The sequence below is a fragment of the Bradyrhizobium sp. CCBAU 11357 genome (assembly GCF_028128865.1).
Taxonomy (GTDB): Bacteria; Pseudomonadota; Alphaproteobacteria; order Rhizobiales; family Xanthobacteraceae; genus Bradyrhizobium.
This window is the reverse complement of sequence record NZ_LBJW01000083.1, coordinates 1-23256: the sequence shown is the minus strand read 5'-3', so window position 1 is coordinate 23256 and position 23256 is coordinate 1. Positions and strand designations below refer to the sequence as shown.

Here is a 23256-nt window from a genome sequence, read left to right as displayed (position 1 = left end):
TTAACACCAGCATTCTTTGCGATATCTAGTCTCCGCTAGTTACCACAGAAGCAAAGGAGCCTTCCATGAAAATCGCAGTCGCTGGCGCCTCGGGCCGCGCGGGTTCGGAGATCACCAAGGAACTGTCCCGCCGCGGCCACGCCATCACGGCCATCGCCCGGAACCCCGAGAAGATCGCAGCCCTGCCGAACGTCACGCCGACCAAGGGAGATGTGCTCGACCAGGCAGGCCTTGCCAAGCTGTGGGCCGGTCACGACGTCGCCGTGAGTTCCGTGCACTTCCTGGCCAGTGATCCGCTCAAGCTGATCGGTGCGGCGAAGGACTCCAAGGTCGGGCGTTACCTCGTGGTGGGCGGCGCCGGCAGCCTCGAGGTTGCCCCGGGCGTGAAGCTGGTCACGACTCCCAATTTTCCAGCCCAATACAAGGCTGAAGCGGAGGCAGGATCGGCCTTCCTCGACCTGCTGCGGCAGGAAAAGGACCTGAACTGGACCTTCATCTCGCCCTCGGCGCTGTTCGTGGAGGGGGAACGGACGGCTAAGTTCCGGCTCGGGACCGATCAGCTTCTCGCAGATGCGAACGGCAAGAGCTGGATCACCTTTGCCGACTATGCCATTGCGCTTGCCGACGAGATCGAACGGCCAGCCCACCTGAAGCAGCGCTTCACGGTCGGCTATTAAGGCCCGCCGGTCGCCTCCGAGCCCTTAAGGATAAACCTTCCTGTGCAAGGGCTTGGGGGCGAGGACCGGGCCGCGAGGGAAATATTGTCTGTCACGGGAGGCCGCTATATAAGGCCCGGCTCAACGGACCTCGGTCCGTCCACGAGTCGTTACTTAAGAAGATAGGCCTCCCTTGGAAAAGTTGAAAAACTACCGACCGACCGACAAAGAGCCTTTCATGAACGACCGGCAGAAGGAGTACTTCCGTATGAAGCTCCTCGCCTGGAAGGATGAGATCCTCAAAGAGTCCAAGCTCACCCTGCAGGCCCTGCAGGAGGAGAACGTCAACCACCCCGATCTCGCCGATCGGGCCTCGTCCGAAACCGACCGTGCCATCGAGCTCCGCGCCCGCGACCGCCAGCGCAAATTGATCGCCAAGATCGACGCCGCGCTCCAGCGGATCGAGGACAACACCTACGGCTATTGCGAGGAAACCGGCGAGCCGATCTCGTTGAAGCGGCTCGAGGCCCGGCCCATCGCGACGCTCTCGGTGGAAGCGCAGGAGCGCCACGAGAAACGCGAGAAGGTTTATCGCGACGAATAAAGGTCCGAGCCGCAGAGATGCGGCTCTTTGTTTTTGGACGCAGGGCGCCGTTTCGCGCCGTGCTCGGCATATTGCCCGCGGCTCGCCGTCGCGCCGACCATGGCGACGGTGCGATCGCGAAAAGTGAATCGCGATCAACGGGCTAGACTGGATTGCTCCGAGCTCACGTGAGTTCGGATGAGAAACAGCCTTCACTTCAGGTGCGGGAGGTTTTGCGAGTCGCATCAACGAGATCGACTCTGAAGTTGAGACGCTGATCCAGCTGCATCAAGCATCGCTGCAATCAGGCCTGTTGCGACGTCTCAAGACGTGTATAAAGCCTGGACCAGCTCAATATTTCCTTAAACGCCGGCAACAGGCCGTAGGCTGCCTCGGTCAGCTCGTACTCGACCCTCATCGGCTTCTCCGCGAAGGCAGTGCGCGACACGAGGCCGTCCTGCTCGAGCTCGCGCGGCTGCGTGGAGTCGCCGTCGCAAACGCTGGTCAGGTTTTCCATACCGGTCTCGACATCCATTCTACTTGTCCACCAGGACATAGTGACCAGATGCGTGCTTGAGCAGGGCCACCGAACCAATTTGCCGGCCCGTGCCACGAGGGGAAGCTGGTCATGAGCACTGTTCTGGTCACCGGCGGGTCGGGCTTCGTCGGCATCCATGTTGTCCTGCAGCTTCTGGCCGCCGGCCACGCCGTGCGGACGACCGTGCGCCGGCCGGAGCGTCAGGCCGATGTGCTCGCCATGCTGTGCGAGGGCGGGGCGGCAGCGCCCGAGAGCGTGGCCTTCTTCAACGCCGATCTGACCCGGGACGACGGTTGGCAGGCGGCGGTCGCGGGCTGCGATTACGTTCTCCACGTGGCGTCCCCACTGTTGAGAGCGGTCCCAACGGACGAGAACGAGATGATCATCCCGGCCCGCGATGGAACGCTCCGGGTGCTTCGGGCCGCGCGCGCGGCCGGCGTCAGGAGGGTCGTCATCACCTCGTCGCTGGGCGCGATCGGTTACGGCCATCCGCCGCGTGACAAGCCGTTCGACGAGACCGAATGGACCAATCTCGCCGGTGTCGACGGCCAACCCTACGTCAAGTCCAAGACGCTGGCCGAGCGCGCGGCCTGGGATTTCGTCGCGCGCGAGGGGGATGGGCTGGAGCTGTCGGTGATCAACCCCGCCGGCATTTTCGGGCCCGTGCTGGGGCCGGACTTTTCCGGCTCGATCGAGATCGTCAGGTCGCTGCTCGACGGTGCCATGCCGGCCGTGCCGCGCGTCTATTTCGGCGTGGTCGACGTCCGTGACGTCGCCGAGCTGCACCTGCGGGCGATGACTGCGCCGGAGGCGAAAGGCGAGCGCTTCATCGCGGTCTCCGGCGAGACGATGTCGATCCTCGACATCGCCCGCGTGCTGCGGCGGGAACTCGGGCCGCGGGCGCGCCGGGTTCCGCGGCTCCAGGCTCCGGACTGGCTGGTGCGGCTGGCCGCGAGCCGGATTCCGCTGCTGCGTGCGGTCGTGCCGATGCTCGGAAAGGTCAGGCATTCCACCAGCGCCAAGGCCCGGACGCTGCTCGGCTGGCAGGCGCGCTCCAACGAGGAGGCGATCCTTGCGACCGCCGAGAGCCTGATCCGGCTCGGCCTCGTCAAGAGCTGAGGGACGCCACCTGCGCTTGTCAGGCCGGAGCTGGGATGCTGAAGTGCCGCCTTGGACTGCTTAGCGTGGGAGGCGGCGCCGATGAACAAGACTCTCGAAGCCGCAAAGGCGATCGCGCTGGCGCGCCGCAACCATGCCCCGCTTGCCGCGCTGGAGCGTCCTCCTGCGGACGAAGCCGAGGGCTATCAGGTCCAGCGCACCCTGCACGATCTGCTGTTGCCGCATGTCGGCCCGCTCGTCGGCTACAAGATCGGCTGCACCAGCCAGGTGATGCAGGACTATATCGGCATCCCGCACCCTTGCGGCGGCGGCGTGTTCCAGAAGGGCGTCCATGACAGCGGCGCCAAGCTCGCCGCCTCGAATTATGTCCGCGTCGGCGTCGAATGCGAGATCGCGGTGCGGCTGAAGCGGGACCTTGCCGCCGGCGAAGCGCCGTTCACGGCCGAATGGGTCGGCGAGGCGGTCGAATCCTACCATCCCGCGATCGAGATCGTCGACGACCGCTACGTGAAATGGGAGACGATGGGCGCGCCGACCTTGATCGCCGACGATTTCTTCGCCGCCGGCTGCGTGCTGGGTCCCTCGGTCCCGCGCTCGTCGGTGCCGGACCTGAAGGCGGTCAAGGGCCGCGCCATCGTCAACGGCGAGGAGGTCAGCCACGGCACCGGCGCCGACGTGCTCGGCCATCCCCACAACGCGCTCGCCTGGCTCGCCAACCATCTCGCCGCCGAAGGCAAGGGGCTGCACGCCGGGCAGCTCGTGCTCACCGGCAGTCTGGTGAAGACGCTGTGGCTGAAGGCCGGCGACAAGGTGCGGATGGAACTGGACGGGCTCGGCGTCGTGGAGGCGGAGTTTACGTGAGGGGGCCGGATCACCAATTCGTCGTTGCGGGCTTCGGGACAGACAGAGAGTGGGTGTTCCACCGAGAGGAGCATACGCATGGGCGTATCAATCTGCCTGCTCTTCGTTCGGGGACGGGAGATCGCCGAAGTCCTCGACTCTGTCGAGCTTGCAACCACGGAAGAGCGCCGCTCGACCCCTTTGGTTGAGCGTGGGGCTTTTGTAACTGCGACGCTACCCTCTGGATATGCTCTGATCTGGTCGAACACCTGCGACGAACGGCGGTTTTCACCGGCCATTCTGGTGAAGCTATCCGCGAGCGCGGAGATCGTCGTCCTCTCCGTCGAAGAACACGTGATGTTCTCGCACGCGCAGGTCTGGCGTGATGGACGACAATGCTGGTCGCTTCAGCACAGCGGCGACGTCGACACCACTAACCTCAAATCCAGCGGGGATCTGCCGCCGCTCTTCGACAAGCTGCGTCGCGACCAGGAAGAATTGAGCGCCTTGGACCAGGATTTTTTCGACATTCCGGTGAAACTCACCGAGCACATCACCGGCTTCCGATACGATCAAAACTACGTATGGGAGACCGAGGAAACCTATACGGTGCTCGCCGCGACCGCTTCGGCCCGGCGGCCGTTCTGGAAATTCTGGTGATAATACGAGTGCATGTTGACCTTTTTGGCTTCCAGGAAGAGACACTCGCAATAGCTGTGTTTAGGTCGGCGATGCTGTCTGTCGATGGCCGAAATACATGCGGCCCTCGCCAGGGGAGCTAGCGAGGGCCGCGTTGTACATCGTCGTTCGCGCCTAGGTTTCGCGAGCACGATGTGGGAGCTCGGGAGAAGGTTAGAAGGGCAGGAGCACGTCCATGACCTGCTGGCCGTAGCGCGGCTGCTGCACGTCGGTGATCTGGCCGCGGCCGCCATAGGCGATGCGGGCCTGGGCGATCTTGGTGGAGTCGATGGTGTTGTCGCTCTGGATGTCCTCGGGGCGGACGATGCCGGCGACAATCAGCTCGCGAATTTCGAAATTGACGCGGATCTCCTGCTTGCCTTCGACCACCAGGTTGCCGTTCGGCAGCACCTGGGTGACCACCGCGGCGACGTTGGTCTGCAGGGCTTCCTTGCGGTCGACGCTGCCCTTGCCCTCGCTCGACGAGGTCGAGTCGGCGGTCAGGACCCGGCCCGGCAGGATCTTGTTGGCCTGGGTGATGGTGCTGGCGCCGATGAAGTTGGTAATCCCCGAATCTTCCTTGTTGGTGCGGCTGCGCGAGGTGTCGTTCTCGATGTTGGCCTTGTCGGTGATGTTCACGGTCACGGTCAGGAGATCGCCGACCTGGCGGGCGCGCTGATCCTTGAAGAAGGCGCGGCTGCCGTTGCGCCACAGCGAGTTCGGATTGTAGGAGGCGACCTCGGGCTTGGGCATCGGCATCTGCACCGGCTTGTAGCCGGGCTGCGTCGTCGGATTGTCGATGGCCGACAGCTTCGGCTGCTCGCCGATCTGCGACAGGCGGTCGATCGAGGAGCAGCCGCTCGCCAAGGTGCAAGTCGCCAGCAGCAGGGCAGAGATCGCGATGCGACGAAGGCGGGAGGCCGAACTGAACGTGGACATGAATCTACTCTGACTTGGCTGGAGCTTGCGAGAGGCGAACTTGCGGAATCTGGGCTTGGGCGATCTCGGCGGTGGGCGTCTGGATCAGGCTCTGCGCCAGGGCAGCGGCCGCCGGCACGTTGTCGCGCTTGACCGACGAGGTCTGCTCGACCGCCGGCGCCATCGGCGCGGACTGGCTGGCGCCCTGGACGGTCACCTGGCCGCGGCCGGTGACGACGCCGGTCAGCGTGCGCTTGGACTGCAGATTGAGCACGCTGACGGTGTCGCCCTCGGCGCCGCTCTCGATCGCCTTGCCGCGCGTGGTGAGATAGAGGCCGGGCACCTGGTAGATGATGGTGACGGCCTGATCGCGCACCACGAAGTCGGGTCTGACGAGGTCGGCGGCGCGGATCGGCGTACCCGCGCGCATTCCTCGGCGCAGCTGCATGCCGATGCTGCGGTCGCGCGAGGCGGGCTCGCCGGCGACCTCGGCCTTCGGCCGGCGCTCCAACGACAGGTCGGAGGATTTCAGAAGCTCGGCGCGATCGATGTCGCGGGTCAGCACGGCCACCTCCACCGTCTCGACCGCGGTGCCGGCGAAGCGCAGCTTGGTCGGCGCGGCATTGCCGTCGTTGGCGATCTCGAAGACGATGTCGAAACGGCCGCTGCGGGCGTCAAAGCGGGTTGCGACCGGCTGCAGCGCGCCGCTGTTGGAGGCGTCCAGCCGCATCTCGGCGACGCTGCGGTCGAACGTGATGGTGATGTTGGCGGCGTCTCCGAGGCCGAAGCGGCGCTCGAGCGCCGCGGCGACCGCATTTTCGATATCCTTGCTCGCGAGGGTGCGGGCGAGGCGGGTGACCTGGACCTCCTTGATGTCGCCGGTCATGACGCCGATCACCTGCTTAGCGCGCAGCACCGACAGCACCTGGCCGACCGTCAGCGTGCCGGTGGTGCCGAGATCGGGCGAGCGGTAGACCGGGATCAGCGCGGCGGATCCGGCGTTGTCGATGAGATCGCCGACCCGCACCACGTCCGAGGTCACCGTGACGCTTGCGCGCAGCGTCGGCGCGGCGATGAAATCGTCGGCGGCCGCTGCCGGCAAGGCCAGCGCGAGAAGGGTTGAGATCGTGGCGAGGGTGGCGCGGATCATCGTCATCACCTCAGCGGAACAGCGCCGTCGTCGATTGCATCATCTGGTCGGCGGCGCTGATCACCTTGGCGTTCATCTCGTAAGCGCGCTGGGCGGCGATCAGGTCGCTCATCTCCGAGACGACGTCGACATTGGCCTGCTCGAGGCTGCCTTGCGTGATCTTGCCGTAGCCCTCGGAGTTCGCGGTGCCGTCCTGCGGCGCGCCGGACGAGGGCGTCTCGGTGAACTGGTTGTTGCCGACCGGCTGCAGGCCCGCCTTGTTGATGAAGCGGGTGATGCCGATCTGGCCGACGATCGAGGAGGTCGACGAGCCCGGCAGCGTCACCGAGACCTGACCCTGCTCGCTCACGCTGATGCCCGAGGCATTGTTCGGGATGGTGATGGTGGGCTGCACCGGGTTGCCCTGCGCGGTGACGACGCGGCCCTGATTGTCCATCTGGAAGGTGCCGTCGCGGGTGTACTGGAAGGTGCCGTCGGGCATCAGGATCTTGAAAAAGCCCTCGCCCGAGACGGCGAGATCGAGGTCGTTGCCGGTCTGCGACAGCGTGCCCTGCGTCATGCTGCGCGGGGTGCCGACGGTCTTGACGCCGCCGCCGATGTCGACGCCGACCGGCAGGATGGTGCCTTGGTCCGACGATTGGGCGCCGACGCGGCGGACGTGCTCGTAGATCAGGTCCTGGAATGCCGCCGTCTGCTTCTTGAAGCCGGTGGTGCGGAGGTTGGCGATGTTGTTGGAGATCACCTGAACGTTGAGTTCCTGTGCCGCCATTCCGGTCGCTGCGGTGTGAAGCGCCTGCATCTCAGTTCTCCTTCAATCAGGCCGGAACGTCGGCGAGCTTATCGATCGCCGATTTGTGGAGGTCGCTCTGCTGCTGCAGCAGGTTGGCGATCGCGGTGTAGCTGCGCATCACCTCGACCATGCGGGTCATCTCGCCGACCGCATTCACGTTCGACTTCTCGATGTAACCCTGCTGCAAGGTGGACTTGGCGTCGGCCTGCTGGTTTGCCGAGCCGGCGGCATAGAGATTGGCGCCGAGCTTGGTCAGCCTGGCCGGATCGTCGAACGACACCATGCGGATCTTGCCGCGGATCGAGTCGGTCTTCGCCGTACCCTCGAGCACCGTGACGGTACCGTCGGGCGCGACGTTGATGTCGTGGTCGGTCGGCTGGAAGGTGATCGGGCCGGCATTGCCGAGCACGAGATTGCCGTCGCCGGTAACGAGCTGGCCGGTGCTGTTGAGCGAGAACTTGCCGTCGCGGGTATAGAGCTCGCCGCCATTGGCCTGCACCGCGAAATAGGCGCCGCCGTTGATCGCGATGTCGAGCGGATTGCTGGTGGCCTCCATCGGCCCCTGGCCGATGTCGCGGAAGGTGCCGCGGTCCTGGACATAGGAGACCCGGCGGTCGCGACCGATGAAATTGTCCTCACGCGCGTTCGAGTTGAGATATTCCTCGAACAGCGAATGGTCGGCCTTGAAGCCGTTGGTGTTGGCATTGGCGACGTTGTTGGCGATGACATCCATCTGCCGCTCCAACGTCATCTGCCGTGACAAGCCGATCAGAAGCGCGTTCTGCATCGGAAATCTCCCCTGAGCGGATCTGCCATTTCGCTCTCCCAAGCGCCTTGGCGGACCCCGTGACCGAGACCGTCGGGTTCTCCCAAACCGTGTGGTCTCGGCCGTTTCTCAGCGAAAGGCGTGCCAACCAAAAAAGATGAGTTCTTTCAATATCTTGCCGATTTTTGAGGGGCGCGAACGGGCGGCAGAAAGGTTCTGTTAGCCATGTTTGCCCGGCAGATTTTTCCTAGCGAAGGCCCAATCGAAAGATTCCGTTAACCATTATTACCGTAGCGTTTGCGCATCAGAGGAGCGCATTGCGCTGGGGCATTCGTATCGCGTCATTGTCTGCCAGGAGGCTTCGCTCTTTCGACCCCTTTGAGAGATGAACGGGCGCGGCGACCATGGCAGAGAATGAGGAAGGCGGCGCAGCCGCTGATGGCGCGGAAGCCGCCCCGCCGAAGAACAAGCTCAAGCTCATCATCATGGTCGTCGGCGCGCTCGCCGTCCTCGGCGGCGGCGCCGCGACCTGGTTCTTCTTCTTCCGTCATGGCGGCGACGAGCATCATGCCGAGGCCGCGCCGCCGCCGAAGCCGCCGGCCTTCGTCGACGTCCCCGACATGATGGTCAACCTTGCCGGCGCGCCGGGCGAGCGCGTGCAATATCTGCGGCTGAAGATCGTGCTGGAGCTGAAGGAAGAGAAGCAGATCGAGGCGATCAAGCCGACGATGCCGCGTGTCACCGACATCTTCCAGACTTATGTGCGCGAGCTGCGCCCGTCCGACCTCAACGGTTCGGCCGGCATCTTCCGCCTCAAGGAGGAGCTGACCAAGCGCGTCAACGCGGCGGTCGCCCCGGTTCAGGTCAGCGCGGTGCTGTTCAAGGAAGTCGTGGTCCAGTGAGCATGACGGACTAGGGATCATGGCGGGCAACGACCAAGTCGACCAGGATGCAATTGCCGCCCAGTGGGAGGCCTCGCTCGATAGCGAGGATCCCGCAGAGGCGGCAAAGGCTGCCGCAGAGAACGAATTATCCGAGACCATGGCCCTGCAATGGGCGGCCATGGTCGAGGACGGCAGCCGCGATCTCGGCAGCGGCAAGAACTCCGGCGAACGGGTGCTGTCGCAGGAGGAGATCGACAATCTCCTCGGCTTCACCGTCGGCGACGTCACCCTCGACGACCATTCCGGCATTCGCGCGATCATCGATTCGGCGATGGTCTCCTACGAGCGCCTGCCGATGCTCGAAATCGTCTTCGACCGCCTGGTGCGGTTGATGACGACGTCCTTGCGCAATTTCACCTCCGACAACGTCGAAGTCTCGCTCGACCGCATCACCTCGGTGCGCTTCGGCGACTACATGAACTCGATCCCGCTGCCCGCCGTCCTCACCGTGTTCAAGGCCGAGGAGTGGGAGAACTTCGGCATGGCGACGGTCGATTCCAACCTGATCTATTCGATGATCGACGTGCTGCTCGGCGGCCGCCGCGGCACCAGCCAGCTGCGCATCGAGGGCCGGCCCTACACCACGATCGAGACCGAGCTGGTCAAGCGGCTGGTCGAGGTGGTGCTGGCCGACGCCGAGCAGGCGTTCCGGCCGCTGTCGCCGGTGACCTTCACGATCGACCGGCTCGAGACCAATCCGCGTTTCGCCGCGATCAGCCGTCCCGCCAACGCCGCGATCCTGGTGCGCCTGCGCATCGACATGGAAGACCGCGGCGGCAACGTCGAGCTGCTGCTGCCCTACGCGACCATCGAGCCGATCCGGGGCGTCCTGCTCCAGATGTTCATGGGCGAAAAGTTCGGCCGCGACCCGGTCTGGGAGGGCCATTTCGCCACCGAGATCGTGCAGGCCGAGATCGCGGTCGACGCCGTGCTCTACGAGGCCGACATTCCGCTCAAGCAACTCATGCGGCTCAAGGTCGGCGACACGCTGCCGCTGGACATGCGCGCCGACGCCAACGTCACCGTGCGCTGCGGCGACGTCACGCTGACCGAGGGGCGGATGGGCCGGGTCGGCGACCGGGTCGCGATCCGTGTGACGAAACCCTTGCGCAAGCCAAGTACGACACTTGCGATGTTCGAGAAGGTTGACGAGCAGAACAAGATGATGGAGGCCCCATGAACCACTCCCTGGGAATGGCGATCGAGACGCTGGTGGCTATCCTGCTGATGCTGACGATCGTCTACTGCGTCATGCTCAACAAGCGCCTGACGCGGCTGAAGGCGGACGAGCATTCGCTGAAGGCTGTCATCGGCGAGCTGATCACCGCGACCGAGATCGCCGAGCGCGCGATCGGCGGGCTGAAGCTCGCCGTGCGCGACGTCAACGAGAACCTCGGCAGCCAGCTCGCCGCCGCGACGCAGATGTCGGACCAGCTCTACAAGCAGCTCGGCGAGGCCGACAACGTGGTGCGGCGCCTGTCCAAGATCGCGATCGCAGCGCGTCCCGTCACCAATCCGGAGACGGTCGCCGCGCCCGCGGCGGCCAAGGCGTCGACCGCGAAGGCGGTCGCGGCCGCCGCCGAAGCCTTCTCCGAGCGCCGACGATCCAACGGCCTTGCCGCATGAAGCCTGGGTATGAAGTCCTTTCGTAACATCCGCGTCATTCCGGTCGTCCTCGTCGCCGTTGCAGGCCTCGCCACGCTGAAGGTGGCAGGCCTCGCGATCAACGGCGGCTATGTCTTCGACTACAAGCCGAACCAGACCAAGAAATCCTGGGCGCAGGAGAACCTGAATTTCCCCGGCCGCGAGGAGCCGGAAATCATCACCGGCTCGACCCATGGCGCGCCGAAGGAGGCGCCGAAGCCCGCCGCGCCCGAGACCAAGCCCGAGGGCACCGTGGTCAAGGTGGAGGAGGGCCAGCCGCAGGTCTCGGCCTCCGAGCGCGCGATCCTGGAACGGTTGCAGGCGCGGCGGCAGGAGATCGAGGCCCGCCAGCGCGAGATCGATATCCGCGAAAGCCTGCTCAAGTCGGCCGAGAAGCGCATCGAAGGCAAGGTCGAGGAGATGAAGGCGGTGGAAACCCGCATCTCCGCGACGCAGGCCGAGCAGAAGGCCGCCGAAGCCCAGCGCATGAAGGGCCTCGTGACCATGTACGAGGGCATGAAGCCGAAGGATGCCGCGCGGGTGTTCGACCGGCTCGAAATGGGCGTGCTGATCGAGATCGCCTCGGCCATCGCGCCGCGCAAGATGTCGGACATCCTGGGGCTGATGTCGTCCGAGGCCGCCGAGCGCCTGACCGTCGAGATGGCCCGCCGCGCCAATGGCGGCGGCGACCAGTCCGCCTCGGCCGGCGAATTGCCCAAGATCGACGGCAAGCCGACGCAAAAGCCGAACTGAGGGCTCGAGGCGAGGCGCGCTTTCGATTCGCGCGTTGTCGCGCGGTCGTTCGACTGGAGCCCAGCGAGACGCCTCGTGCGCTTAATTCGCGAAGGCCTGTTGCACCCTGCGAACAGGCGGACGCAACTGCTGCTCCACCCGAGCGAGGATATTGACCTGCTGCTTGATCAGCGCCGCCTTCGAGACGCGGGTCACGAGCTGCAGGGTGCTGTGGCAACAGGCGCACTCATATGTCTTCAGGGCATATCCTCTGGCGATCGGAACGATCGCGACGACCGCTCTTGCCCTGCTACACACAATGCAACCGGCTTCTCCGCTCATTGATTACCCCCAGAGCTAGCCAATGCGATTTGCATCGCCGAGAGCCACATCTGATTCAGAGTCGCGCGCGAACCGCAACGAGCCGAAGGTTGTGAGTGCGCGCGCTCGGCAACTCGACAAGGTGGAAATCAGAATCCCGTGGCGGATGCAGCCGGAGCAGGCGGCATCCTCTGGGACTGCGATGAGTTGACGCGCGCAGGTGTGAAGTGGCGTACAGTGGCGCGCAAGGCGCCGTCCTACGCTTCGGCCATTCGCAGTCGGCAGCGCAGGAGGAGGCGATGAACTACTCGTCCGCAGCAGAACGCGTCATCGACGCCGTCAACCGCCTGCTCACGGCGGCGATGACCTCCGCATGGACATCCGCGCTGAGCCATCAGCATGCGGCGCCGCCGGATGGCGAGGCCGGCAGCGACGATGAATCTTCTCTCGGCGAAGAGAGCGCCTCGGCGCCCGATGGCGCCGGGAAGCAACACTGAAGGCGCCGTGGCTCGGGGGGCGTCACACGATCAGATCGTGCAAGCCGTGGCCGTGAGCTGCAACTGGCCCATGAGGCGGATCAACATCGGGCGGAGATAGTTCAGGCGTGAACGCCAGTTCGGACCCGGGGCCTCCTCCTGCCTGGTCGTGATGACCGGCAGGGTCTATGAGATGATCCGGCACCACCCTGTGCTGTGAACCCTGCGAAGCGTTGTCCTTGAAATGGAATGAGTCGCCGAGCTGCTGCGTCTCGCTTGCGTGGCCGTTGCCTCCGGGCGATGACTTCGAAAGGCTTGGGTTGAGCGCCGTGTCTGCCGTGTCATCGCTGCTACGACCGTGGGCATGAGCCGCCTGGTCGGCGCTTTTCGGGAAAGAGACGCCGTGATGTCCAGCATCGTTCCCGAGCGCAAGCCCGCGACCGGCGTGCTGTTCGGCGGCAAAATGATCAGAATTCAGCGCGGCGCTTGCAGGGTCAGATATCTGGCCACCTCCAATCGCGCCTTTCTTGCCAACCGCCAGGGCTGTGTCGAGATCCGTGAAGTGGAAGACAAAGCTGGCCTCCATCGGTGCAGCGACGGATTGCAACGTCGTAGACGGTCCACTGGCCGAAGGAGCTACCGCATCAATGTGGGACGTTTCAGTCGCGGCCGTTTGCATCGGATCCGAACTGGAGATGCTGGGATAGTCAGTTCCTCCGATCTGGTCCAAAGTTGAATCCAGGTTGTAGGTCGGCTCGCTTGACTGGATTGCCGGACTCCCATCTGCGAGGACGGTGCCGTCGCCGCTCCCGGAATCGGACGAGATCTCGGCAGTGGTCGTCATGACCGCGGCCGCATCACTCTGCAGGGGGGCGGTGAGGTCGGAGAGCTCGCTGGCCGCCGCGATCACGGGTGCGGCCGCCGGCGCCAGGATGAAGTCCGAGGCGTCGACGGTTGCAATCCCCTGCAGATGGATTTCGAGCAGACTGGAATCGCCGATGTGCAGGGTCTGGTCCGTTGGATTGACGTACACGACCGTTTCATTCGCCGCGCTGTCATAGATCCAGGCGATCGTATGTGCCGGCACCGTCGTGCTGGTCGAGCTCAATGCCAGGATGGCAAACCCAAGCGCGCCAAAGGCGGTCAGGTCGATCTTGTCCGATCCCGATGCGAAGTCGGTGATGGTGTCGAACTGACGGGTGTTGGAATCGGCGACGAACAAATATGCGAAACGGTCGTTCCCATTACTGCCGGTGAGTTGGTCCGCACCAAATCCGCCGGTTATGGTATCGGCGCCGTTGTTGCCGTTGATTGTATCGTTTCCCGAGCCGCCGTAGATGACGTCATTGCCGTCGTTGCCCTTGATCGTGTCATTGCCGGAGCCGCTGTAGAGAACGTCCGCTTTGCCGGTCCCGTTGACCGTATCGCTGCCGGCCCCTGCATAGATGACCTGACCTGTACTGCCGCCGCCCGCGATGGTTTCGCTCCCCGGCGTTCCGTACACGTTCGGGGGATCGGTTATCACGATGGATCCGGTCGCCAGGTTGTCAAAATCGTTGGGGTCTGCATCGCTGGCGCCATGAATGGCGACGGTCACCGTCTGCGTCGTCCCGTCGATCGCAGTCACCGTGAACGTGTCGGTCAAGGTGTCGCCGACATCGAGAGCCTGAACCACGCCGTTGTTGTTGTCGAGCGTGTAAGTCCACACGCCGGCCGCGGTCATCGTGAAGGTGCCGTATCCATCGTCGCTCGCGGTCGGCGAAGAGACTGCGGTGAACGTATTCGGCGCGTTGTCGACGTCTGTATCGGTCAGCGTGCCGGTCGCGGTGGGAGCGCCGGGCGCGAAGGTTCCTGCCTCGGTCACTGAGCCGGTCGTGGTGCCGGAAATCAGGGCCGCGTCGTTGCTGCCGAAAATGGTGATCGTCACCGTCTGCGGCGTGCCGTCGAGGCTAGTGACGGTGAAACTGTCGATGAGTGTATCGCCGACATTGAGCGCCTGCACCGCGCCGCTCGCGTTGTCGAGTGTGTAGGTCCACACGCCGGCCGCGGTGATCGTATAAGCACCATAAGCGCCCGTGCTCGCCTTTGGCGGACTCACTGCCGTGAAGGTATTGGACGCATTGTCGACGTCGGCGGCAACGAGCGTGCCCGTTGCGCTCGGCGCGCCGGGTGTGGAGTTGGCAACGCCTCCGGCCTCGGTCACCGATCCGGCGGCTGTGCCGGAAATCACGGCAGCATCGTTGCTGCCGTGGATGGTAATCGTCACCACTTGGGCGGTTCCGTCCAGAGCGGTCACCGTAAAGCTGTCGGTCAGTGTCTCGCCGGCATTGAGTGCCTGTACCGCGCTGTTGGCATTGTCGAGCATGTAGGTCCACAGGCCCGCTGCCGTCATGGTGAACTTGCCGTAGCCGGCCGCGCTCGCGGTTGGCGAGACGACTGCCGTAAATGCATTTGCGGTCGTGTCGACGTCGGTGGCGGTGAGCGTGCCGGTCGCGGCAGGGGTGCCGGGATTCGCATTGGCCATGCCGCCAGCCTCGATGACGGCGCCGGTCGTATCGCCGGAGATGACCGCTGCATCACTGGCTCCCTGGATGGTGATCGTCACCACCTGGGCGGTGCCTCCGATCGTGGTTACCGTGAAGCTGTCGGTTAGCGTTTCGCCGGCATTGAGCCTCTGCACAGCCGGGCTGGCGTCGTCCAAGGTGTAGGTCCACACGCCGGACGCCGTCATGGTGAAGGTGCCGTAGCCACCGGCGCTCGCCGTTGGCGAGCTCACTGCGGTGAACGTATTGGGCGGATCGTCGACGTCCGTGTCCGTGAGGGTGCCGGTCGCAACCGGCATGCCAGGCGTTCCGTTGGCGGTGCCGCCAGCCTCGATCGTGGACCCTGTCGTGGTGCCGGAGATGATTGCGGCGTCGTTGACACCGTTGATGGCGATCGTGAAGGTCTGGCTGACAGAGGTCACTCCGTTGGAGGCGGTGATGACGAAGTCGGCGGTCGTGGGCGCCTTCAGCGCGTTGATTGCGGCATCGTCAGGCTCGAACCTGTAGGCGCCGCTCGTGCTGTTGACGTAGAGCACCCCATAGGGGCTCGCCTTCGACAAATCGTATGTCACTCCGCCGAGGACCGTATTGCCGGCATTCGCCCCGACGACGCCAAAGCTCAGCTGGCCGCCGCCGGTGCCGCTGTTGGCACTGAAGGTTCCTGTCGTCGCAGCGAATGTGTCAAACACTACCGTGTCGAGCTCAATTGGCCCAGCCCCGGTGCTGAGACTCGGTGGTACCGATTCTAGAGGCGCCAGAGTGATGAATGGCAGCGTACTCGGCGTAAGCTGCAGCGCGGGCGCATCCGGCTGAATGAAATTGATCGGCTGCAGTGACTGGGATTTGACGAAGGGAGGCGTGCTTGAGCCATGCGGCCCCTGTCCTCCGAGATTGGCGAGCACGTCCTGTTGCGCGGCGTGCAATTCGTCCATGCGAGCGGACGTGTTCGTGACCTGATTGACACTGATGCTGGAGCCCACCTTCTTGAGTATGATCGTCTCGCCCGGATCTTCGACGATGATGCGCCGTGGGATCGGCTCCTTGGTCACGAGCTCGAAAGCGCCATGCGCAAGGTCCTTGTAAGTGATGGAGTCGTCATCCAGGAGCGTGACGTCCGGGTCCGCAGCTTCGGCATTTCGTCCGAGCGAGAAAGTCAATGCTGCAAGCGTCAGGATTCCTGAGCCGCCGGCGTGAGTCCGGGCGCGAATGCCTGCAACTGGCGTGTTCAGCTGCAGAGGCCGGGTTTCTGGCACTCGGCCTGGTGCGGAAGTGAAGCTCCCTCGGGTCACGTCGAACGGGACTGCAGGTGGCTCGCCTTCGCCTTCGAACATGAATTCGCTCAGCGAGACGCGAGTGCCGCGGGAGATATTGAAGAAAGTACCGTCGATGAAGCGAACTGTGATCTGTCCGTCGGCATCGGTCTCTATCACGTCAGTCCGATAGACAGGCGCGCCGGCTACGGCCTGCGTGGTGATGCCACGGGCTCGCGTGAGCGTGCCGCAACCGATCACCGTCTGAATGTGGCCGATGATTTGGACGGGCAAGGCCATTGCGGGCCCGGTACCAACCTGGATGTCGGATGCTGACATGGCTCGACCTCGCCTGGGTGATCGATTCAGGCTCGGCGTGCTGCCATGGTCTTTTCGGGGCGGCCCTCGCCAAGGGACAAATATCCTGGGCGCTGGCAGCCGAAGGCTTGCCCGCCGAAATCATCAAGTCTGCTATCGAGAGATGCGCGTCGGCGGTGCCACGTACCGCCATTCGCCCTCCCGCCAAAGTGATTAAATTGACAAGCCAGACGTATTTAATTGTATGGAAATTTCGTTGCGCTACTATAAATTAGGTCGATTAGAAAAATTAAACAAGAATTTTTTTGTAAATTGCGCTTCGCGGTTCAAGAAATGAGTCGCCGACAGCGACAAGGTCTCTCGGAGAAAGGAGGGATCATGTGCAGATCTAGAATAGCCGCTATGGCGACAGGCCTGGTCTTGGCGTTTTTAACTTTCTTGCCGAATGCGGCTCGAGCGCAAATCGATTCTGCCGGGCCCGCCGTCGCCAGTTCGTCGTCCAAACCGATCGGGAAGGTGGTGGCAGCCACAGGCTCCGTCACGATCGAACATGCGGGCGCAGTGATCGTTCAGGCGAATGTCTCGGGTGAGCCCGGTCGCGCCAAGACGGGTGATCTCGTCTATCTCGGTGACGTGGTGCTGACCGGGGCCGACAGCCGAGTCGGAATAAACTTCAGCGACGGCAGCTCGTTCAATCTATCGAGCAACGCCCGTATTGTGCTGGATCAATATGTGTATGAGCCGGCCGGCAGGTCCAATGCGGCCCTGTTCAGTCTCGCCAAGGGAACGTTCACTTTCGTTGCGGGCAATGTTGCGAAGACCGGCGACATGAAGGTCGATACGCCCGTTGCCACGTTGGGGATCCGAGGTACGACGCCGCACATCGAGCTTTCGGATGACGGGTCAGCCAAATTTTCGACGCTGATCGAAGAGGGCAAAAGCAAGCGCCTGCAGAAGCCGCCCGCAGGCGCGGCGCCGGAGCCCGATCGAAGCGCCAATCGCAGGCTCAATATCTGTCGGGGGTGCTGAGACGTTGCTTGGCCGAAGCCGCCCTGATGCCGGCCAGAGTCGGCTCGGCAGAGAGACAAGATGAGTGCTTCGTTCGCCTGGGGATTTGACGCCTGGTGTGAAAATGACCGCACGACCCAGTGCCATCAGGGCAGTGATGCTCATTCTCATCGTTGGACTGTCCGGTTCGTCGGGCTTGGCGCAGACGCCGAAGAAGGGCAGCTCACTCAAGAACATCGAACTGTGTAACGGGTCGGATCGCCTCCCGCCCGAAGCTCGGATCGATGCCTGCACGGCGTTTATCGATGCGGGCGAGGGGAGCGCAAACGGCTTCGCCGTCGCCCACAACAACAGGGGCAATGCCCGTAGCGCCAAAGCCGACTACGGCGGCGCGATCAACGATTTCCTTGAAGCGACCCGACTCAACCCGAATTATGCGAAAGCCTTCAACAACCTCGGCGTGGCCTATCTGAGGACGGGCTCGCACGACCTCGCTCTTGGCGCTTTTCAGGAGGCGCTGAAGCTCAACCCCGACTATGCCACTGCTTTTGCCAACCGTGCGGCAACGTACTTGAAGAGGAATGCGTACAACCGCGCCGTGCAGGACTATGACGAAGCAATTCGCCTTGACCCGAAGCTGGAGGCGGCGTGGAGCGGACGCTGCTGGGCCCGAGCCGTCCTCGGTGCCTTGCACGCTGCGCTGGAGGATTGCGAGATGGTGCTTCGATCGGGAGCGGGCAACGCCGCGACATACGATTCGCGAGCCCTGATAAATCTGAAAATGGGGCAACTCTCCGCGGCTATCGACGACTACAATTCAGCGCTAAGGTACGCGCCCAAGCTGGCGAGCGCGCTGTACGGTCGCGGGCTAGCTAGATTCAAGCTCGGCGACACGGATGGCGGCAATAGCGATATCTCGGCGGCCAGGAGAATCGAGGCTGGAATCGCCGAAGACTTTGTCCGCTATGGGGTGCCGTCAAGGGACTGACGGCACTGTCGTGCAGCCGTTAACAACTGCTTAACCGCCTGCGTCTCAAATTCAAACTGGCGGATCGGGCCCCGCTCGACCCGGCACGGCGTGCTGTTCCCAGCGCAAACCAAGAGATAGCATTAACAAGTCCTTAATTGGCGAGACCTACAGTCGACGGCACCGCCGGCGCCATGCCGGCATGACCGCCGAACCGGAAGAAATAACGCCAATGGCGCGAGAGGCTGCCGCTGGATTTGTGTCGCGAGCCCGCGCTTTGACGCGAGGCTTGTCGCGCCATGTCCGCAAGGCGTCTTTGCTGGCGGCCTGTTTCCTGATTGGCATCGGTGCGCCGGTCCGGGCCGCCGATCCGATCAGGGGCGAGGCGACGTTTTCAGCCGGTGGCGGCTTTGCCCGTCTCGTCATCCAGCTCGGCGAGGACGTTCCCTCGGAGGTGACGACCGCAGGCTCCATCCTCATCATCCGCTTCGACCGGCCCGTCGATGTTCCCGTCGACCGCGTACCGGAAGGCGCGCCCGATTACGTCAACTCCGCCCGCCGCGACCCCGACGGCGGCGCCATTCGCCTGTCGCTGGCGCGGCGCGTCACCGTCAACACCATGAACGCCGGCGAGCGCACCTTCGTCGACCTGCTGCCCGAGGGCTGGAAGGGGCCGCCGCCGAGCCTGCCTATGGACGTGGTCAAGGAGCTCGCGGAGCGGGCACGCGCGGCCGAGCGTGCGCTGCGCGCCCAGCGCGCGGCTGCGGAGGCCAAAAAGCGTCCGCAGATCCGCGTCCGTGCCTCGATGCAGCCGACCTTCGTGCGCTTCGTGTTCGAGATGCCCGACGGGGTCGGCGTCTCCTCCGTGCTCAACGAGCAGAAGCTCACGCTGGTCTTCAACGCCAATCTCAATTTCGACCTGGCGGACGCGGTGGTCGCCGCGCCGCCGAACGTCGCCTCGATCAAGCAGAAGTCCGATATCGACCAGACCAATGTCGAGATCGCGCTGATCGGCGATTCCGACGTGCATTCGTTCCGCGACGAGAAGAACTATGTCGTCGACGTCTCCTTCCAGCCCGACAAGAGCAAGTCGGCTGCGACGCCCGAGGCGACGATCGCGCAGATGAAGCCGGCCGGTCACGGGCCGGCGGCTAGCCCTGCGCCCGCGCCCGAAAAACCCGCCGCAGAGAAAAAGGACGCCCACCGCGAGATCGCGCCGCCGACCTCCGAGACGATCGCGCGCGAGGCCAAGATCGACATCAAGCCCGAGGCGAAGGTGGAAGCGCCCGCCGCGCTGCCGCCCGCCGATGCGCCGAAACCGGCAGCCCCTCCCGCGGCCGAGGCGGCGCAGGCTCCCGAGGGGCCCAAGGAGGCTGCGAAGCCGGCGCCGCCAGCGCCGGCGGCTGCGCCTGTCGAAGCGCCCAAGGAGATCGCGAAGGAACCGGCCAAGGATGGCGCCAAGGATGCCGCCACGGATGTCGCCAAGGCCGCGCCGGCGCCGGTCGCGCCAACGATTGCCGGCGTCGATGCACGCCGCGACAGCGACGGCCTGCGCGTGACGTTCCCGCTTCAGGTCGCAACGCCGGCGGCAGCGTTCCGCCGCGGCGACACCGTGTGGCTGCTGTTCGATACGACGAAGCCCGTCGATGTCGAGGCGATCCGCAGCAAGGGCGGCGCGATGATCGGCGAGGTCGGCCGCATCCCGCTCGACAAGGGGCAGGCGGTCCGCATCCGTCTCACCCGCCCGCTGGTCTATTCGCTGACGAGTGAGGAGGTCGGCAAGGAGACCAACTGGATGTTGACGCTCGCCGACAAGATCCAGGCGACGCCGCTGCCGCTGCTGATGTCGCGCAACATCACCGATCCCGCGCTGGCCAACATTGCGATCCCCTTCGCCAATCCGGGCCAGCTGCATAAGCTTACCGATCCCGATGCCGGCGACACGCTCTATGTCGTCACCGGGCAGCGGCCGGTGCGCGGCTTCATCAAGCGGCAGGACCTCGTCGATCTCTCGCTGCTGGAATCCGCGCACGGCATCGCGATCCGGCCGAACTCCGACGAGATCGGCGTCGAGGTCGGCGCCGACAAGGTGATACTCGGCAAGAAGGGTGGCTTGACGCTGTCGCCGGTCGACATCTCGGCCGAGCGGGCGCCGACCGCGGTGCGCCCGATCTTCAGTCCCGAAGGCTGGCGCAAGGGCCAGTCGGAAAACTTCATGACGCGCCAGAGCGAGCTGATGACGGCGATCTCGGCGGTCGAGCCGGCGCTGCGTTCGCTGCCGCGGCTCGATCTTGCGCAATTCTACATGTCGCGCGCGATGTATCACGAGGCTAAGGCCGTGACCGACGTGATGCTGAGCGATCCCCTCAACAAGGAGGAGAGCGGTGCGCTGATCATGCATGCGATCGCCAGCATCCTGATCGGCCGGACGGCGCAGGGCCTGAAGGATCTCGCCAATCCTGCGATCGGCAACAGCCACGATTCCCAGCTCTGGAAGGCGCTCGCCTTTGCGCGCCAGGGTAAATGGGCCGATGCGCGCGAGAAGTTCAAGAACGTCGAATTCGCCATCGCCTCGCTGCCGCTCGACATCCAGCGCATCGTGACGATGGACGCGATGCGCGCATCCCTCGAGGTGAAGGACTATGCCGGCGCCTCCAAGCGCCGCAGCGAGCTCGAGGTGGTTGGTGTCCCGTCCGAGGCCGCGCCGGGCTTCGCCGTGCTGCGCGGCCGGCTCGCCGAGGCGCTCGGCCACGACAGGGATGCGCTCGACGATTACAAGTTCGCGGTCGCCTCGAACGACCGTCCGGCTGCAGCCGAGGCCAAGCAGCTCGAGGTCGCGCTGCGCCAGAAGCGCGACGAGATCGGCAAGGAAGAGGCGCTGCGCGAGCTCGAGACGCTGTCGATGACCTGGCGCGGCGACGCGATCGAGGTCAAGACGCTGCAGATGCTGTCGCGCCTCTATGCCGAGAACGGGCGCTACCGCGATGCGCTCACCGCCGCGCGCACCGCGACCCGGCTCCAGCCGAACGCGGAAGCCTCGCGTCAGGCGCAGGATCTTGCCTCCGAGCTGTTCACGCAGATCTTCCTCGGGCCGAAGGGCGACGAGCTGCCGCCGGTCGAGGCGCTCGGGATGTTCTACGAATTCCGCGAGCTGACGCCGATCGGCCGCCGCGGCGACGAGCTGATCCGCCGGCTCGCCGACCGTCTCGCCGCGATCGATCTGCTCGACCAGGCCGCCGAGCTCCTGCAATACCAGGTCGATCATCGCCTCGAAGGCGCCGCACGCGCCCAGGTCGCCGCGCGCCTTGCCATGATCTATCTCGCCAACCGCAAGCCCGACATGGCGATCACCGCGCTGCGCGCGAGCCGCATCAGCGATCTCTCCGGGGAGCTCCGGCAGCAGCGCCTGCTGCTGGAGGCGCGCGCGCAGAGCGACGTCGGCCGTCACGATCTCGCGCTCGACATCGTCTCCAACGTCGCCGGGCGGGAGGTGCTCCGCCTGCGCTCCGACATCTTCTGGGCGGCGCGGCGCTGGCGCGAGTCCGCCGAGCAGATCGAGCTCTATTACGGTGACCGCTTCCGCGACTTCAAGCCGCTCAATGCGGTCGAGAAGAGCGACATCATCCGCGCCGCCGTCGGCTACGCGCTCGCCGACGACTCGATCGGCCTGTCGCGCTTCCGCGAGAAATACGCCCCGCTGATGAGCGAGAGCGCCGACCGTCTCGCCTTCGACATTGCGAGCAAGCCGGCCGCAGCCTCCAGCGCCGAATTCGCCGAGATCGCCAAGCTCGCCGCCAGCGTCGATACGCTCGACGGTTTCCTGCGCGAGATGAAGCAGCGCTTCCCCGACGCCACCGCGCGCGCACCCGGCGCTCCGCAGGCCAAGGATACGAGCGACCACACCGGCTCGCTGCCCACGATCCCGGTTGTCCGGCAAATCAAGATGACGCGGTAGGCACAGCTCCGCTCCATCCTCCGTCATTGCGAGCGTAGCGAAGCAATCCAGAGTCGTTCCGCTGAGGCAGTCTGGATTGCTTCGTCGCAAGGGCTCCTCGCAATGACGGGGAGCGAGCGGAGGCGATCGCTGAGGGCGGAGGGGATGCAGGCATCGCCCGAAGCCCGCCTCACCCCCCGTAACTCTGCACCAAGCTCCCCGCCACCAGCGACCAGCCGTCGACCAGCACGAAGAAGATCAGCTTGAACGGCAGCGAGATCGTTGCCGGTGGCAGCATCATCATGCCCATCGACATCAGCACCGAGGCGACGACGAGGTCGATGATCAGGAAGGGCAGGAACAGCAGGAAGCCGATCTCGAAGGCGCGCTTCAGCTCGGAGATCATGAAGGCGGGGACGAGAATGCGCAGTGCGAGATCGTCCGGCGTGGCTGGCGGCGCCTCGCCGGAGAGATCCAGGAACAGTTTCAGGTCCTTCTCACGCACGTTCTTCTGCATGAAGCCGCGCAGGGGCACGGAGGCGCGCTGGAGCGCATCCTCGACGCCGATCTGGTTGGCGACGAGCGGGCGGATGCCCTCGTCATAGGATTTCTGCAGGACCGGTCCCATCACGAAGAAGGTGAGGAACATCGCGAGCGCGATGATCACCGAGTTCGGCGGGGCGGTCGCGGTGCCCATCGCGGTGCGCAGCAGCGACAGCACCACCACGATGCGCGTGAACGACGTCATCATGATCAGGATCGACGGCGCGATCGAGAGCACCGTGAGCAGCGCGATCAGCTGGATCGCGCGCTCGGTGACGCCGCCGCCGCCCGCGCCGCCGCCGAGATTGATGCTGATGTCCTGGGCATGCGCGAGGCTCGCGAGCGAAGCCGCACCGACCAGGACAGAAAGGAAAAGAACTCTACGCGGGAGGGCCGGCAACCTCACGAAGACGGCTTCGGACGGCCGAGCAGGGAGGCCATCTCGTCTTCGAGATTTTCAAAGCTGGTCTTTTCCGCGGCCGGCTTCGCCGGCGGGGCGGGCGGCGCCGGCGGCTCGCTGCGGGCGGCGCGCGCCGGA

22 protein-coding genes and 1 pseudogene are annotated in these 23256 nt (G+C 64.6%); 14 read left to right on the top strand and 9 right to left on the bottom strand.

Annotated elements, in window-relative coordinates; genetic code table 11:
* The first annotated feature begins 65 nt into the window (after window positions 1-65).
* Both XI05_RS10940 and dksA read left to right on the top strand, forming a co-directional pair.
* Window positions 66-677 (top strand): NAD(P)-dependent oxidoreductase, encoded by a 612-nt coding sequence (locus tag XI05_RS10940; protein ID WP_271501353.1) that lies wholly within the window; start codon window positions 66-68, stop codon window positions 675-677.
* Between the two features lie 217 nt (window positions 678-894).
* Window positions 895-1260 carry an RNA polymerase-binding protein DksA gene (gene dksA / locus XI05_RS10935; protein WP_271501350.1) on the top strand — a complete coding sequence of 122 codons (366 nt, stop codon included), beginning with the start codon at window positions 895-897 and terminating at the stop codon, window positions 1258-1260.
* A 283-nt stretch (window positions 1261-1543) separates the two neighbouring features.
* Here dksA and XI05_RS10930 read toward each other — a convergent pair whose 3' ends face one another.
* Complete coding sequence (locus tag XI05_RS10930) at window positions 1544-1774, bottom strand: winged helix-turn-helix transcriptional regulator (protein WP_271501349.1); 231 nt, start codon at window positions 1772-1774, stop codon at window positions 1544-1546.
* Window positions 1775-1867: 93 nt separating this feature from the next.
* On the opposite strand from XI05_RS10930, the gene XI05_RS10925 reads away from it, so the two are divergent.
* The 3 genes from XI05_RS10925 (at window position 1868) to XI05_RS10915 (ending at window position 4396) form a co-directional block, all read left to right on the top strand.
* On the top strand, window positions 1868-2896 hold the full coding sequence (locus XI05_RS10925) for an SDR family oxidoreductase (protein WP_271501344.1): 1029 nt from the start codon (window positions 1868-1870) through the stop codon (window positions 2894-2896).
* 81 nt (window positions 2897-2977) lie between these two features.
* Window positions 2978-3757, top strand: coding sequence for a 2-keto-4-pentenoate hydratase (locus XI05_RS10920; protein ID WP_271501341.1), 780 nt, complete (start codon window positions 2978-2980; stop codon window positions 3755-3757).
* 78 nt (window positions 3758-3835) lie between these two features.
* A complete protein-coding gene (locus XI05_RS10915; RefSeq protein ID WP_271501339.1) occupies window positions 3836-4396 on the top strand; it encodes a hypothetical protein in 561 nt (186 codons plus the stop codon).
* 192 nt (window positions 4397-4588) lie between these two features.
* Here the strand turns inward: XI05_RS10915 and flgH are convergent, their stop codons facing one another.
* From flgH to flgF, 4 genes are read right to left on the bottom strand one after another with little or no spacing between them, the layout of a single operon-like run.
* Window positions 4589-5353, bottom strand: coding sequence for a flagellar basal body L-ring protein FlgH (flgH, locus tag XI05_RS10910; protein WP_271501338.1), 765 nt, complete (start codon window positions 5351-5353; stop codon window positions 4589-4591).
* Between the two features lie 4 nt (window positions 5354-5357).
* Window positions 5358-6482, bottom strand: coding sequence for a flagellar basal body P-ring formation chaperone FlgA (gene flgA / locus XI05_RS10905; protein WP_271501337.1), 1125 nt, complete (start codon window positions 6480-6482; stop codon window positions 5358-5360).
* A gap of 10 nt (window positions 6483-6492) precedes the next feature.
* Window positions 6493-7281 carry a flagellar basal-body rod protein FlgG gene (flgG, locus tag XI05_RS10900; protein WP_172782874.1) on the bottom strand — a complete coding sequence of 263 codons (789 nt, stop codon included), beginning with the start codon at window positions 7279-7281 and terminating at the stop codon, window positions 6493-6495.
* 16 nt (window positions 7282-7297) lie between these two features.
* Entirely contained in the window at window positions 7298-8059 is a 762-nt protein-coding gene (flgF, locus tag XI05_RS10895; protein WP_271501335.1) for a flagellar basal-body rod protein FlgF, read from the bottom strand.
* Between the two features lie 383 nt (window positions 8060-8442).
* Between flgF and fliL the strand changes: the two genes are divergently transcribed.
* The 4 genes from fliL to XI05_RS10875 are packed head-to-tail and all read left to right on the top strand — an operon-like array spanning window position 8443 to window position 11379.
* Window positions 8443-8940 carry a flagellar basal body-associated protein FliL gene (gene fliL / locus XI05_RS10890; RefSeq protein WP_271501332.1) on the top strand — a complete coding sequence of 166 codons (498 nt, stop codon included), beginning with the start codon at window positions 8443-8445 and terminating at the stop codon, window positions 8938-8940.
* Between the two features lie 19 nt (window positions 8941-8959).
* On the top strand, window positions 8960-10162 hold the full coding sequence (fliM, locus tag XI05_RS10885; protein WP_172782877.1) for a flagellar motor switch protein FliM: 1203 nt from the start codon (window positions 8960-8962) through the stop codon (window positions 10160-10162).
* On the top strand, window positions 10159-10608 hold the full coding sequence (locus XI05_RS10880) for a DUF6468 domain-containing protein (protein WP_271501329.1): 450 nt from the start codon (window positions 10159-10161) through the stop codon (window positions 10606-10608). The genes fliM and XI05_RS10880 overlap by 4 nt, the downstream gene beginning before the upstream one ends.
* 9 nt (window positions 10609-10617) lie before the next feature.
* Entirely contained in the window at window positions 10618-11379 is a 762-nt protein-coding gene (locus tag XI05_RS10875) for a MotE family protein (protein ID WP_271501328.1), read from the top strand.
* 81 nt (window positions 11380-11460) lie between these two features.
* Here the strand turns inward: XI05_RS10875 and XI05_RS10870 are convergent, their stop codons facing one another.
* Window positions 11461-11700, bottom strand: a complete 240-nt coding sequence (locus XI05_RS10870) for a hypothetical protein (RefSeq protein WP_271501326.1) — start codon at window positions 11698-11700, stop codon at window positions 11461-11463.
* Window positions 11701-11978: 278 nt separating this feature from the next.
* Here XI05_RS10870 and XI05_RS10865 point away from each other — a divergent pair, with 278 nt between their 5' ends.
* Entirely contained in the window at window positions 11979-12176 is a 198-nt protein-coding gene (locus XI05_RS10865) for a hypothetical protein (RefSeq protein WP_271501314.1), read from the top strand.
* 22 nt (window positions 12177-12198) lie between these two features.
* Here XI05_RS10865 and XI05_RS10860 read toward each other — a convergent pair whose 3' ends face one another.
* A complete protein-coding gene (locus XI05_RS10860; RefSeq protein ID WP_271501312.1) occupies window positions 12199-16287 on the bottom strand; it encodes a VCBS domain-containing protein in 4089 nt (1362 codons plus the stop codon).
* On the opposite strand from XI05_RS10860, the gene XI05_RS10855 reads away from it, so the two are divergent.
* The 4 genes from XI05_RS10855 to XI05_RS10840 all read left to right on the top strand — a co-directional run bounded on the left by XI05_RS10855 (window position 16278) and on the right by XI05_RS10840 (window position 22196).
* The gene (locus XI05_RS10855; RefSeq protein WP_271501309.1) at window positions 16278-16541 is read left to right on the top strand and encodes a hypothetical protein; all 264 of its coding nucleotides are present in this window, start codon (window positions 16278-16280) and stop codon (window positions 16539-16541) included. The two genes, XI05_RS10860 and XI05_RS10855, sit on opposite strands and share 10 nt — an antisense overlap.
* Window positions 16542-16668: 127 nt before the next feature.
* A complete protein-coding gene (locus XI05_RS10850; protein ID WP_271501306.1) occupies window positions 16669-17295 on the top strand; it encodes a FecR family protein in 627 nt (208 codons plus the stop codon).
* Between the two features lie 136 nt (window positions 17296-17431).
* A complete protein-coding gene (locus XI05_RS10845) occupies window positions 17432-18262 on the top strand; it encodes a tetratricopeptide repeat protein (protein ID WP_271501304.1) in 831 nt (276 codons plus the stop codon).
* Between the two features lie 211 nt (window positions 18263-18473).
* Window positions 18474-22196 carry a tetratricopeptide repeat protein gene (locus tag XI05_RS10840; RefSeq protein ID WP_271501302.1) on the top strand — a complete coding sequence of 1241 codons (3723 nt, stop codon included), beginning with the start codon at window positions 18474-18476 and terminating at the stop codon, window positions 22194-22196.
* A 169-nt stretch (window positions 22197-22365) separates the two neighbouring features.
* Here the strand turns inward: XI05_RS10840 and fliP are convergent, their stop codons facing one another.
* Together fliP and XI05_RS10830 are read right to left on the bottom strand one after the other, a co-directional pair.
* Window positions 22366-23124 (bottom strand): flagellar type III secretion system pore protein FliP, encoded by a 759-nt coding sequence (gene fliP, locus XI05_RS10835; RefSeq protein ID WP_172782885.1) that lies wholly within the window; start codon window positions 23122-23124, stop codon window positions 22366-22368.
* Window positions 23121-23256, bottom strand: a pseudogene (locus XI05_RS10830) (flagellar biosynthetic protein FliO); the annotation flags it as partial. The gene fliP and the pseudogene XI05_RS10830, both read right to left, overlap by 4 nt.

Bases quoted from the DNA above. Each gene is read 5' to 3' on its own strand.
- XI05_RS10940 (WP_271501353.1), top strand. From the start codon at position 66: ATGAAAATCGCAGTCGCTGGCGCCTCGGGCCGCGCGGGTTCGGAGATC.
- dksA (WP_271501350.1), top strand. From the start codon at position 895: ATGAACGACCGGCAGAAGGAGTACTTCCGTATGAAGCTCCTCGCCTGG.
- XI05_RS10930 (WP_271501349.1), bottom strand. From the start codon at position 1,774: ATGGATGTCGAGACCGGTATGGAAAACCTGACCAGCGTTTGCGACGGC.
- XI05_RS10925 (WP_271501344.1), top strand. From the start codon at position 1,868: ATGAGCACTGTTCTGGTCACCGGCGGGTCGGGCTTCGTCGGCATCCAT.
- XI05_RS10920 (WP_271501341.1), top strand. From the start codon at position 2,978: ATGAACAAGACTCTCGAAGCCGCAAAGGCGATCGCGCTGGCGCGCCGC.
- XI05_RS10915 (WP_271501339.1), top strand. From the start codon at position 3,836: ATGGGCGTATCAATCTGCCTGCTCTTCGTTCGGGGACGGGAGATCGCC.
- flgH (WP_271501338.1), bottom strand. From the start codon at position 5,353: ATGTCCACGTTCAGTTCGGCCTCCCGCCTTCGTCGCATCGCGATCTCT.
- flgA (WP_271501337.1), bottom strand. From the start codon at position 6,482: ATGATCCGCGCCACCCTCGCCACGATCTCAACCCTTCTCGCGCTGGCC.
- flgG (WP_172782874.1), bottom strand. From the start codon at position 7,281: ATGCAGGCGCTTCACACCGCAGCGACCGGAATGGCGGCACAGGAACTC.
- flgF (WP_271501335.1), bottom strand. From the start codon at position 8,059: ATGCAGAACGCGCTTCTGATCGGCTTGTCACGGCAGATGACGTTGGAG.
- fliL (WP_271501332.1), top strand. From the start codon at position 8,443: ATGGCAGAGAATGAGGAAGGCGGCGCAGCCGCTGATGGCGCGGAAGCC.
- fliM (WP_172782877.1), top strand. From the start codon at position 8,960: ATGGCGGGCAACGACCAAGTCGACCAGGATGCAATTGCCGCCCAGTGG.
- XI05_RS10880 (WP_271501329.1), top strand. From the start codon at position 10,159: ATGAACCACTCCCTGGGAATGGCGATCGAGACGCTGGTGGCTATCCTG.
- XI05_RS10875 (WP_271501328.1), top strand. From the start codon at position 10,618: ATGAAGTCCTTTCGTAACATCCGCGTCATTCCGGTCGTCCTCGTCGCC.
- XI05_RS10870 (WP_271501326.1), bottom strand. From the start codon at position 11,700: ATGAGCGGAGAAGCCGGTTGCATTGTGTGTAGCAGGGCAAGAGCGGTC.
- XI05_RS10865 (WP_271501314.1), top strand. From the start codon at position 11,979: ATGAACTACTCGTCCGCAGCAGAACGCGTCATCGACGCCGTCAACCGC.
- XI05_RS10855 (WP_271501309.1), top strand. From the start codon at position 16,278: ATGCTGACATGGCTCGACCTCGCCTGGGTGATCGATTCAGGCTCGGCG.
- XI05_RS10860 (WP_271501312.1), bottom strand. From the start codon at position 16,287: ATGTCAGCATCCGACATCCAGGTTGGTACCGGGCCCGCAATGGCCTTG.
- XI05_RS10850 (WP_271501306.1), top strand. From the start codon at position 16,669: ATGGCGACAGGCCTGGTCTTGGCGTTTTTAACTTTCTTGCCGAATGCG.
- XI05_RS10845 (WP_271501304.1), top strand. From the start codon at position 17,432: ATGCTCATTCTCATCGTTGGACTGTCCGGTTCGTCGGGCTTGGCGCAG.
- XI05_RS10840 (WP_271501302.1), top strand. From the start codon at position 18,474: ATGGCGCGAGAGGCTGCCGCTGGATTTGTGTCGCGAGCCCGCGCTTTG.